This window comes from Streptomyces sp. G5(2025) (assembly GCF_049542075.1).
GTDB lineage: Bacteria > Actinomycetota > Actinomycetes > Streptomycetales > Streptomycetaceae > Streptomyces.
Genome location: NZ_JBMUZT010000006.1, coordinates 601920 through 612885, shown reverse-complemented (window position 1 = coordinate 612885; position 10966 = coordinate 601920). Strand labels below are relative to the sequence as shown.

The 10966-nt window shown below is 72.0% G+C and carries 9 protein-coding genes and 2 pseudogenes; 1 reads left to right on the top strand and 10 read right to left on the bottom strand.

The annotated features are described in order from the left end of the window. Window positions 1-9: 9 nt before the first annotated feature. The 9 genes and pseudogenes from ACOBQB_RS13530 to ACOBQB_RS13490 all read right to left on the bottom strand — a co-directional run bounded on the left by ACOBQB_RS13530 (window position 10) and on the right by ACOBQB_RS13490 (window position 8582). Window positions 10-1025, bottom strand: a pseudogene (locus ACOBQB_RS13530) (DUF5914 domain-containing protein). Further along, window positions 1022-2059 (bottom strand): phytoene/squalene synthase family protein, encoded by a 1038-nt coding sequence (locus ACOBQB_RS13525; RefSeq protein ID WP_423591737.1) that lies wholly within the window; start codon window positions 2057-2059, stop codon window positions 1022-1024. Before ACOBQB_RS13525 ends, ACOBQB_RS13530 begins: the two are co-directional and overlap by 4 nt. Continuing rightward, window positions 2056-3594, bottom strand: coding sequence for a phytoene desaturase (locus ACOBQB_RS13520; protein ID WP_423591735.1), 1539 nt, complete (start codon window positions 3592-3594; stop codon window positions 2056-2058). The genes ACOBQB_RS13525 and ACOBQB_RS13520 overlap by 4 nt, the downstream gene beginning before the upstream one ends. Window positions 3595-3761: 167 nt before the next feature. Further along, window positions 3762-5045, bottom strand: a complete 1284-nt coding sequence (locus tag ACOBQB_RS13515) for a PP2C family protein-serine/threonine phosphatase (RefSeq protein WP_423591733.1) — start codon at window positions 5043-5045, stop codon at window positions 3762-3764. Next, window positions 5042-6061: a SpoIIE family protein phosphatase gene (locus ACOBQB_RS13510; RefSeq protein WP_423591731.1), complete on the bottom strand. Its 1020-nt coding sequence runs from the start codon at window positions 6059-6061 to the stop codon at window positions 5042-5044. The genes ACOBQB_RS13515 and ACOBQB_RS13510 overlap by 4 nt, the downstream gene beginning before the upstream one ends. Then, window positions 6058-6540, bottom strand: a complete 483-nt coding sequence (locus ACOBQB_RS13505; RefSeq protein WP_423591729.1) for an anti-sigma regulatory factor — start codon at window positions 6538-6540, stop codon at window positions 6058-6060. Before ACOBQB_RS13505 ends, ACOBQB_RS13510 begins: the two co-directional genes overlap by 4 nt. Beyond that, entirely contained in the window at window positions 6524-6919 is a 396-nt protein-coding gene (locus ACOBQB_RS13500) for an STAS domain-containing protein (protein WP_423591727.1), read from the bottom strand. The genes ACOBQB_RS13505 and ACOBQB_RS13500 overlap by 17 nt, the downstream gene beginning before the upstream one ends. An 8-nt stretch (window positions 6920-6927) precedes the next feature. Then, entirely contained in the window at window positions 6928-7809 is an 882-nt protein-coding gene (locus ACOBQB_RS13495) for an STAS domain-containing protein (protein WP_423591726.1), read from the bottom strand. Between the two features lie 272 nt (window positions 7810-8081). Continuing rightward, on the bottom strand, window positions 8082-8582 hold the full coding sequence (locus tag ACOBQB_RS13490) for a MarR family winged helix-turn-helix transcriptional regulator (protein ID WP_423591725.1): 501 nt from the start codon (window positions 8580-8582) through the stop codon (window positions 8082-8084). 154 nt (window positions 8583-8736) lie between these two features. On the opposite strand from ACOBQB_RS13490, the pseudogene ACOBQB_RS13485 reads away from it, so the two are divergent. After that, window positions 8737-9902, top strand: a pseudogene (locus tag ACOBQB_RS13485) (PP2C family protein-serine/threonine phosphatase). A gap of 28 nt (window positions 9903-9930) precedes the next feature. Here ACOBQB_RS13485 and ACOBQB_RS13480 read toward each other — a convergent pair. Further along, entirely contained in the window at window positions 9931-10773 is an 843-nt protein-coding gene (locus ACOBQB_RS13480; protein ID WP_423591723.1) for an RNA polymerase sigma factor SigF, read from the bottom strand. Window positions 10774-10966: the final 193 nt, after the last annotated feature.

The window sequence follows — 10966 nt, the reverse complement described above, 5'->3', positions numbered from 1 at the left end:
GACGAGGGTTCAGCCCGGGAACCGCCCGCTGTTCCGCAGCTCCCAGCGCCGCTCGGCGTACGCGATGTCATCGCGCCACAACCGCCCGGCCGCCGCCCGCATCACGGGACGCAGCACCGGTGCCACGGACCGTGCGAAAGCGAAGCCTCGCCGACCGGACGCGGCCACCACCGCCTCGGTCACGGCGGTACGCGGGCACCCCTCCGCGTCCGGCGCCAGCGGCGTGGCATGGGTTTCCACGACGGAACCCGTTCCCTCGCCCTCGGCGATGCGCATGACGACGGTGCGGGGCCCGGGAGCCGTGAAGACCGCCCGCACCGGTACCACCACCCGCCCGGCCACCTTGAAGGACACGTCCACCGCGAAGCGGTCGCGTGCGTCGTCGTCCTCGGGACCCGGCGCCTCCACGACACGGAGGTCGACGAACGCGTACGGATGGAACCAGGCGCCGTGCCACGGGTCCAGCCGGTTGGCGACGACGTCCTCGGGCTCGCAGCGCCCGGTCACCGAGCAGATCGCCGACACGCTCTCGGCCGGCCGCGGACGGACGGGCACCACGGGCCGCTCCAGCGGCTCTTCACCGCCCACCGCGTCCAGCCGGACCCAGGTCAGGACCCCGTCGTCGTAAGCCGGGTACGGTTCCCAGCCAGCGCGCGCCGAGCCGTCGAGAGCGAGCCCGTGCCAGTGGCAGACGAGGGTGCCGCACCGCAGCGGGCTGTCCTGCAAGGGCGCCCCGAGATGAGGACAGACACCGGGCCGGCCCGCACGGCACCCGCCGCGTCGCGCCACGCGACGACCTCCGTGCCCGCCACGGACAGACCGAGTGAACGCTCGGACGTGATGCCCCGACTGCCCCCCAGCACATACCAGTTGCCCGACGGCCGGGCCTGCGCGCGCTTGAGCGCCGCGGAGATCACGGCGGGTTTCGCCTCCCGCCAGGTGGGGCGCTGCCGCTCCCAGGGGACGGGGCGGCGACGGAACCTCAACGGGTAGCGGCCGGTGCCAGGAGAACGTCCGGAGGTCATACGGTCTCCCTCCAGGGCTGCCGGTCGCGTACCCCGCCCGTACGGAGCCCGGGCCGGGGCGGCGCCGAGCCGGGCGAGCCGGTGACCGCGCCACCCGTGGACGGCGCGCGGACCCGGGCGAGGGCGAGCCGGACCAGGCCGTCGCACGCGACCGCGGCCCGTCGGCGGCGGGGCACCACGGCCCGGCGGTGCAGCACCGCGAAGCCGTCGTCCGCGATGGCGTCGAGAATCGCGCCGTACAGCACGAAGGCGGTGCGGATACACGGCCGCGAGACGGGGTCGAGCAGCGGGAGACCGCCCGCCGCCTCGCCGTACACGCCCCGCGTGAGCGCGGCGGCGTCCCGCAGGGCCGCGGTGATGCGCCGATCGCGCCGCCCGCTGTCCCTGCTCCACCGCAGCAGGGCGCGGTCGACGCCGTGCGCGGCCAGCAGGTCCAGGGGCAGGTAGACCCGGCCGCGGTCCAAATCCTCCCCGACATCCCGCAGGAAGTTGGTCAGTTGGAAGGCCACGCCGAGCGCGGCCGCGTGCGGGGCAGCCTCCTCGCGGGGGACGACCGTGCCGAGGACGGGCAGCATCTGAAGCCCGATGACCGCCGCGGAACCGTGCATGTACCGCCGCAGGTCCTCGTAGCGCGCGTACTCGGTGACCTCCAGGTCCAGCCGTATCGAGGCCATGAAGTCCGTGAAGAGCCGCGGCTCGATGGCGTAACGGGCGGCCGTGTCGGCGAGCGCCGCCACCACCGGGTCGGCGCTGGTCCCCGCGCGCAGCCCGCTCTCCAAATCCAGCTGGAGCAGGCGCAGGGCCGCGGCCCGCTCGCCCGCCGTGGCCGTGGAGTCGAGATCGTCGACGATGTCGTCCGCCCAGCGGGCGAACCCGTACAGGGCGTGCACGGCGGATCTGCGCTCGACGGGCAGGAGGCGGGTGGCGAGAAAGTACGTCTTGCCGTGCCGTGCGTTGAGCCGACGGCAGTACGCGTACGCGGCACGCAGGGCCGGATCGGTGATGCCCGCGCTGTCGAGTTCCCGGGCGGTCATGGAGCGGCGGTGCCCTTCGTGTCGATGGGGAGCCCAAGGCGTGCGGGCACGGCCCGCGGCGGGCCGGTGACGCGTGCCGCGGCCAGCTTCCCCGAGATCAGGACGGTCGGCACGCCGACGCCCGGGGTGGTGCCGCAACCGGCGAGGACGACGTTCTCGACCCCGCGTACGAGATTGCGCGGGCGGAACGGACCGGTCTGGGCGAAGGTGTGCGCGGCGGAGAACGGAGTACCGGCGGCGTGTCCCTGAGCGGCCCAGTCCGCGGGCGTCACCACGCACTCCTCCTCGACGGCGGAGGCGATGCCGTCGAGCCCGCGCCGCTCCAGCTCGGCCAGGAGACTGTCCCGGTAGCGCGGCGCGAGGTCGTGCCACGCCCGGGCGTCGGGGCCGACGCGGGTGTTGGGGCAGGGCGCCAGGACGTAGTGCAGATGGCGGCCCGGCGGTGCGAGAGAGGGGTCGGTGGCCGTGGGCCGGGTGATCAGGAGCGACGGGTCGGACATGAGGGTGCCGCCGCGCGTCAGTTCGTGGAAGGTGCGCTTCCAGGCCGCACCGAACGAGAGCGTGTGATGGGCCAGCTGGGGCCACGTGCGGTCGGTGCCGACGTGCAGGACGACGGCCGACGGGGAGTGGCGCAGCGGCAGGGCACGGCGCGGCTCCCGCCCCAGTAGGCGGTAGGCGACCGGGAGATCAGGGGTCAGGACGACGGCGTCGCACGGAATGCGTTCCCGGTCGGTGACGACGGCCGTGACGCGGCCCCCGCAGCGTTCGAGCCGCGCCACGTCCTGCCCGAAGCGGAGGTCGCCGCCGGCGGCGGAGGCGGCGGCCACCATGGCGCGCGGCAGGGCGTGCATCCCGCCCCGCGGGAAGTGGACACCGGCGACGGTGTCCATGTAGGCGATGACGGCGTACGCGGCCAGGGCGCGGGCCGGGGGCACGCCCGCGTACAGCGCCTGGAAGGTGAAGACGCGGCGCAGCCGCTCGTCGGAGAGGAAGCGCCCGACGCGGGCGTCCAGCCGGCCGAAGCCGCCGAGTGCCGCCAGGCGGGCGAGGTCCGGAGTCAGCAGCGCCGCCGGGGAGTCGAAGTTGGCGTCGATGAACCGGCGCATCTGCACCTGGTGAAGACGGCTCAGCCAGGCGCGCAGCCGCCGGTAGCCGAGCGCTTCCCGCGCCCCGGCGAAGCGCTCCACCTCGGCTTCCATCGCCTCCGCCCCGGTGTGGACGTCCAGAGTGCTCCCGTCGGCGAACCGCGCGCGGTAGGCGGGGTGGAGCGCAAGGAGTTCCACGCGGTCGGCGAGGCTGTCGCCCACCGCGGCGAACGCCTCCTCCGCCAGCTCCGGCATGGTCAGGACGGTGGGCCCGGTGTCCATGCGGTACCCGCCCCGCTCAAGCAGTCCGGCCCGGCCGCCGGGCTCCCGGCCCCGCTCGACCAGCGTGACCCGCCGCCCCGCGCCCAGCAGGTGCAGCGTGGCGGAGAGCCCGGCCAGACCGGCCCCGACGACCACCACGTGATCCGTCCGCCCTGCCAGCCGCCTCATCGGTCCCTCTCTCCGCCACGGAGCACGCCGCCCGGCTGCGGGAAGCCGCCGCGAGTCGCACCGGTTGGTGTCCACGGCACCGATGATCTGCCCTGCCGCCCCTTCCTCGTACGCGCCACCCCGTGCACGCGCTGTCTTCACCGCCCTGCCCTCAGACCCTCAGGCCTTCACGCCGTCGTACGCCGCACCGCGATCGCCAGCGTGTCGTCCTGGTGGAGGACGTCGCTGAGCAGATCTTTGGCCAGCAGGCCGGGGATCTGCTCGGTCGGGCGTGCGCGGTGGCGGCACAGGGCCTCTTTGAGCCGGGCCTCGCCCTCGCACGGGTCCCGGCGGCTCTCGGTGAGACCGTCGGTGTAGAGCAGCAGGACGTCGTCGGGCTCCATCGTCGCCGTCAGGACCCGGTCGCTGCCGGGCATAGGGAAGCCGACGCCCCGCCCGCGCACCTCCAGATAGCTCGCGGTGCCGTCGCGATGGGCGAGGAGGGCGGGCGGATGGCTGCCGTTGGCCAAGGCGAGCTGCCCGTCGGCGAGGTTCAGCCGGGCCAGCAGCAGGGTGGCCATGACGTTCTGGTCGAAGGGCGCGAGGATGCTGTCGGTACGCGCCACGATGCTTTCCAGCGGGTGCCCTTCCAGGGCGAGGGTGCGCACCGCGTGAGTGACGGTCAAGGCGGTGCGCGTACTGGTGATGCCGTGGCCGAGCGCGTCGACGACGGTGATGTGGACCGTGCCGTCCGGGAGGGTGAACCAGTCGTACAGGTCCCCGCCGGTGGGCGCCTCGTCGCTCGCCGGGGCGTAGTGCACGGCCAGCTCCAGGCCGTCGACGTGCAGGGGTCTGGGGCGCAGCGCGTCCTCCAGGGCGCGCAGGGTGCGGCCGTGCGCCGTCCGCAGCTGCTCGTCGCGCTCCTCCAGCTGTACGTACAGGGCGAGGACCCCGCTGTTGGTCTCGGCCAGTTCGTGCTTGAGCATGCGGTGTTCGTCCGCCAGGGCGTCGGCGCGGGCCAGCGCCGCGCGGAGCTCTTCCTCCAGGAGCGCGATGTCCGCCTCGGTGCTCTGCGCCGCCGCGGCGGAGGGGGCCGCGGAACGGCACGCCTGCTGCCCGATGCCGGGCACCGCGTGGCCGTGCGCGCCGGTGGCCGGCAGCGGGAGGTTCCACACGATCGTGCCGTCCGGCCCGGTCCGCGCGCGCAGCGGCAGCCGCTCCGGCACCACGACGGGGACGGAGTTCTGCTGCGGCAGGCGCAGCGCCAGCGTCAGCCGATGGGCGCCGTCCTCGTCCGTCTCGCGTCCGCTCAGCAAGGTGACGGGGCGGCCGCCACCCAGGGCCGGGGCGGCCACCTCGCTCAGCGACAGGACGAGGCGCGCCCGGTCGTCGGCGGGCAACCGGTGCCCCAGGGCGATGCTGCGCACGGTGTGCCGCAGAGCCGTGAGCGTACGGAAGGTTTCGCGGGTCATCTCATTCCCGGGTGGGGGCCAAGGGCAAGAACGGTGGCGTCGTCACGACGCCGGCGATGGGTGTGGGTCAAGGAGGCGGCCAGGAGCGCCGGAGGCAGCGTGAGTCGCGCGGCGGTGGGGGCCTGCGTCCACCGGTGGTCGATCCCGTCCGTGTGCACGGCCACGGTGGTGTGCTCGGACAGGTCCACGAACCGGCTCCTGGGCGTGGGGAGGGTGTACCCGACGATCCCCGCCTGCCCGTTGAACTGGTGGTGTACGCCTTCGGGGGAGAGCGCCACGGCGCGGACATTGCCCACCCCGCAGAACTCGGCCCGTCCGGCGGCGATGCGCAGCGCGGCCACGGCGGCGCCGCGCGTGTGCCGCAGCGCCTTGTGCAGTGCGGCCATGATGTCCGCCAGCGGGGCCGCCGGGTCCACCAGGAACGTACGCTCGGCACGCTGGGCCGCCATGGCGGCCTCGGGGCCGTGGCCGAGACCGTCGATCACCAACGCCGTCCGGACTCCGGAGTCTTCGGTGACGGCGTACCCGTCGCCGCTCGCGTCCTCACCGTCGGCGGGCAGACACAGGGCCGCCAGCGCCCCCGGAGACGCCGGGGACGGCGGGGTGTCCGGCCCCGCGAGGCGGGCGTGGACGAGCGTGCCGAGCCCCGCCTGGGAGCGGATGGCGAAGTCCGTGGCGATCCGGCGCGCGGCACCCAGGCCCGCGCCGATCGTCCGGGTGGTGCTGTACCCGTCCCTGAGGCTCAGGCCGATGTCGGACATGCCGGGGCCGCTGTCGACGGCCATGACGTCCAGGCCGCCGCCGAGCGGCGCTTGGTGGACGAACACGGCGCCGTTACGGGCGTGTTTGACGATGTTGCTGGCCAACTCGCTCGCGAGAACGGCCGCCCGGTCGGGCAGCACGCCCCGCATCTCGCAGGCGACCGCCAGGGAGCGGGCATGGTCGGCCGCACTCTGCACAGCGCTCGGATGGTCGATGTCGATGTGCAGAGTACGGGCCGCTACGCTGCTGTTCACCCGCGTCCGTTCCAGCGCACGGCGGTCACGGTCGTGCCGCGGCCGGGCGAGGACCACACGTGGAACTCGTCCATGAGGCGCCGCGCACCACCCAGACCGTGCCCGAGGCCCGCACCGGTGGTGAAACCGTCCGTGAACGCCTGCTCGATGTCGGCGATACCCGGCCCCTGATCGCTCACCACGAGCTTCAGGCCCCGGCGACCGCTCTGCTGCACGACCTCCAGGGTGAGGGTGCCGCCGCCGCCGTGCACATAGGCGTTGCGGGCCAGTTCACTCGCGGCCGTGACGACGCGCGTCTGGTCCACGAGTCCGAAGCCCGCCCGCAGGGTCGCTTCCCGCACCGCGTGCCGCGCCGTCAGCAGGTCCTCCTCGGCCCGGATGGCGTGGACGGCGTGGAGGCCGTCGCTCTCCGAGTGGCTCTCGGCGCGCGTGGGGGAGGAGAGGGCCGGCGTCTCTTCGAGGTCACCGTAGAGGGTCAACGGGGCCCCCCTTTGGGGGTCGGGAGGCCGGCTGCCAACCCAACGCGATCATGCCCTGCTCGGCGTTGAGGGTGGTCTCCACACCGGACAGTTGCAGCCCCAGCTCCACCAGAGTGATCGCGACCGCGGGTCGCATACCGGCCACTATGACCCTCGCTCCCAGCAGACGTGCCGTCGTGGTCAGTTCCATGAGCGTACGGGCCACGAACGAGTCGATGATCTCCAGCCGCGAGATGTCGATGAGAACGGCCCGCGCCCGGTCGGCGACGATGCGCTCCGTCAACTCCTCGGTGAACGCGACCGCGACTTTGTCGTCGAGCTCGTTGAGCAGGCCGGTGACCAGCACATCACCGAGTCGCAGGATCGGGACGCCGCTCAAGCCGCCGCTCACCGCACGTTCACAAGCGAGGACTGGTGGACCGGCTGATCCGTGAGCAACGGGATCGCGGCGGCCAGGGCGTCCGCCAGCGTCGCCCGCGTCAGGATGGCCGACAGGTCGATGCCGAGCTGCGCGATGATCTGGGCGATCGGCGGGCGGATGCCACTGATCACACAGTCGGCGCCCATCAGCCGGACGGCGTTGACCGTCTGCATCAGGTGGTGCGCGACCGCCGTGTCCACCGTCGGCACACCCGTGATGTCGATGATCGCGACCTGCGCCTCGTCCCGCTCGATGGCCTCCAGCAGGTTCTCCATCACCACCTGCGTGCGGGTCGTGTCGAGCGTCCCGATCAGCGGCACGGCGAGGACCCGGTCCCAGATGCGCACCACGGGGGTGGACACCTCCAGGAGCTGACGGCTCTGGCGCCGGATGATCTCCTCGCGGCCCTCCACGTAGATCTCGAAGGACATCGCGCCCGCGGTGTCGAGCAGCCGGTTGATGAACAGCGCCGCGTGGTAGAGCGCGGTGACGTCGCGCGTATCGGACTGCACCGCTTCCAGCAGCGCCTCCTTGAGCGCCAGTATGGTCGGCGATGTCGCCGTGGGGGTCGCTCCGCCGCGCGCGCGGCGCATCGACAGGTCCGTGACGGCCTGGCGCAGGCCGGGGTGCGTGGTGACCACGTTCTGCACCGGGATGTCGGTCTCCAGGCCGGCGAGCAGCGCCTCGACCAAGGAGTCGGCTTCCTCGTTCAGCTCCGCCTCGGTGATGCCCGTCTCCTGGATGGCCTGTTCCGACTGGAGTTGCACCCACCGGTCGGCCACCTTCTCGCCCTGCTCGCGCAGGGCCGTGCTGACGCGCAACCGGGCCTCGGACTCACTGGTGTTCATTCCATCCACCTTAGCAATTGTTGTCGCACGGCAAATGTTAGCCGAGGGAGGCGATCTTCAGAAGGCGGACCGTGATCTCGCGTCAACTGGCCTTTGAGCTGCGCCGTCACCGCCCAGGTCCGACCACCGGCCACGCCGCGACGCTGAACGCACCCGAACCTCGCAGGGGTCGACCCTCCACAAACCTCCGTGTGTACCTGGGAGCGTCGAAAGTAAACCCATGTGTTCCAGCTCACTGTCACCGCACACCCCACGGGCGGCCGCACGGTGCTTCAGGCGGTCTCGACCGGCCGGCCGCCCGCCGGTGTGCGCCCCGGCGCGGTGTGCTCCACCGCACGGTGGAAGCCGCTCAGGCCCTTCACCAGGGCGGAGCGTTCCGCGGGCCGCATCGCCGAGATGGCTTCCAGCAGGGCGCTCTCACGGCGGGCCCGCAGCTCGTTGAGGTAATTTTCTCCCCGGCTCGACAAACGCAGTTCGAGCTCACGGCGGCTGGCCGGGCTGAGGGACCGCTCGATGAAGCCCAGAGCGTGAAGGCGATCACACATACGACTCACCGAGGACGGCGCCGATCCCAAGAACTCACCGAGCGTCCGCAGGTTGATCCCCTGAGCGCCGTCCAGGGCGTACAGCACACGCAGCTGCGACGACGACACCGGTGCTGTCGGAGTGATGTCCCTGCCCCTGCTCCACAGCACCTCAAGCACTTCGATGACTTCCCGGGCAGCATGCGCGGCCGCATCCTGGTCGCCCCTGACGGAAGTTTCGGAATCCATGCCCTCAACTGTGACACTTCGCAGTGGCCCTGTCAGTCGCTGAGGCATGGCAGGCCCTCGGCTCCTTCTCGCACTCTCGTCACGGACTCACGTCCCGAACTCGTCTCGAACCCTCGCAGTCTCATTCCGAACAGGAACAGGTGGAACCCGACCGGTGGACAGATTCATGGCTGTGGAGCGCGCGCTGCGCCACTCCGCACCGCACGCTCTTCTCGAAGCAGTGCAGGACGCGCTCACCGTCCACTACATGGCCCGCAAGGTCGACCTGCTCATGGCCGATTACGCGATGACCATACTCCAACCGGTCAACGCCCTCCCGTACACGGCGGCCCCCGTACCGATCCACACCAGCGCCCCCGGCCGGGCCTTCGGGGCGCAGGAGCCGTACATCGAGGACGGCGCCCCGGGGAGCCGCACACCGCCCACCTCCCCGTGAGCGTGCGCGGCGACCGCATCGGCATCCTCAGCGTCCGGCTGCCGGCCGAGGCCTGCGACCCCGCGAGCGTGCGTGAACTCGCCGACGTGGCGGAGGTCCTCGGCCACGAGATCGTCGTGGCCGAGCGCGACACCGATCTCTATCTCCAGGCGCGGCGCGCCGACCGGCTCACCCTCGCCGCCGAGATGCAGTGGCAGCTGCTGCCCGGCCGTTCCTGCTCCCGCCCCGAGTACGACATCGGCGCCCAGCTCGAACCGGCCTACGCCATCTACGGCGACAACTTCGACTGGTCGGCCTCCGCCGACCACCTCACGCTCACCGTCACCAACGGCATGGGCGAGGGCATCGAAGCCGCCCTGCTCACCAGCCTGGCCATCAACGCGCTGCGCAACGCCCGCCGCGCCGGACTCTCGCTGAGCGACCAGGCGTGCCTGGCCGACCAGGCCGTCTACGGGCACTACCAGGGCGCCGTCCACCTCTCCGTGCTGCTCCTGCGCTTCGACCTCACCACAGGAGAGACGGAGATCATCGACGCGGGTTCCCCGAAGATGTGGCGCGTGCGCAACGGCAGGTCCGAGCCCTTCGACCTGGACGCGCAACTCCCGCTCGGCATGGCCGAGGACACGCCCTACACCGTGGAGCACTTCCAGGTCGAGCCAGGGGACCGGCTCCTGTTCGTCAGCGACGGGGTGTACGACGTGGCGTCGCCGACGGGGGAGCGCTACAGCGAGCGCGCGCTCACCCGGGCGATGACCAACTCCCGGCTCCTGCCGCCCTCGCAGGTCCCGCGCGCGGTGCTCCATGAACTCTCCGGCCACCGTGGTCCGACCGCCGCCGCCGACGACGCCCTGATCGTGTGCCTCGACTGGCGGGGCCGCCCCTGAGGAGCGGCCCGCGCCGGACAGGGGCAGGTCAGTCGGAAGGGGTGAGCATGCCCGCGCGCAGGCGCTTCAGCGTGCGGGTCAGCAACCGGGACACGTGCATCTGCGAGACGCCGAGGTGCTCCCCGATCTGCGACTGGGTCAGCTCGTCGACGAACCGCAGATGAAGGATCTCCCGGTCGCGCTGGTCGAGTTCGGCGATCAGGGGAGCCAGCGTGTGGAAGTTCTCCACGAGCTCCAGCGCGGGGTCCTCCTCGCCGATGAAGTCCGCGAGGGCGGCCTCGCCCTCATCGGGGTCACCGTGCACGGCCGCGTCCAGGGAGGTGGAGTTGTAGCCGTTGGAGGCCACCTGGGCCTCGACGACCTCGTCCTCGGTCAGGTTCATGAGGGCGGCCAGTTCGGCGACGCGGGGGGCCCGGCCGAGCCGCGTGCTGAGCTCTTCCGTGGCCTTGGCCAGCTCCACGCGGGCTTCTTGCAGGCGGCGCGGGACGTGCACCGCCCAGGAGGTGTCACGGAAGAACCGCTTGATCTCACCGACGATGTACGGCACCGCGAAGGTGGCGAACTGGGTGTCGCGGGACAGCTCGAAACGGTCGATGGCCTTGATCAGGCCGATCATGCCGACCTGGACGATGTCCTCCATGTCGTCGGCCCGGTTCCGGAAGCGGCCGGCCGCGTAGCGGACCAGCGACATGTTCATCTCGATCAGGGTGTTCCGCGCGTACTGGTACTCGGCGGTGCCTTCCTCCACCGTGGCGAGCCGGCCGAAGAACAGCTTCGACAGGGCCCGGGCATCCTGCGGGGCCACTGACTGCGGTGCGGTGATCTCCGGCAGTTGCTCGCTGTCGGTCACAGCCTGCGTGGTGGTCGCCATGGTGATGTGTTTCCCTCCCTGTCCGATCAGCCCTTGAGTCTCTGAGGGGCCGGTGACCCGCGACTACCCCGGCCCGTTCACTTCATTCCTGCCCAATCGCTCCTGTCCGATCTTTCCTGTCCGAATCCTTCCCATCCCATCGTCCCCGTCCAATCCTTCCGATCCTTCCCGTCCCGACAACGCGTGCGCGCTG

Bases quoted from the DNA above. Each gene is read 5' to 3' on its own strand.
- ACOBQB_RS13525 (WP_423591737.1), bottom strand. From the start codon at position 2,059: ATGACCGCCCGGGAACTCGACAGCGCGGGCATCACCGATCCGGCCCTG.
- ACOBQB_RS13520 (WP_423591735.1), bottom strand. From the start codon at position 3,594: ATGAGGCGGCTGGCAGGGCGGACGGATCACGTGGTGGTCGTCGGGGCC.
- ACOBQB_RS13515 (WP_423591733.1), bottom strand. From the start codon at position 5,045: ATGACCCGCGAAACCTTCCGTACGCTCACGGCTCTGCGGCACACCGTG.
- ACOBQB_RS13495 (WP_423591726.1), bottom strand. From the start codon at position 7,809: ATGAACACCAGTGAGTCCGAGGCCCGGTTGCGCGTCAGCACGGCCCTG.
- ACOBQB_RS13490 (WP_423591725.1), bottom strand. From the start codon at position 8,582: ATGGATTCCGAAACTTCCGTCAGGGGCGACCAGGATGCGGCCGCGCAT.
- ACOBQB_RS13480 (WP_423591723.1), bottom strand. From the start codon at position 10,773: ATGGCGACCACCACGCAGGCTGTGACCGACAGCGAGCAACTGCCGGAG.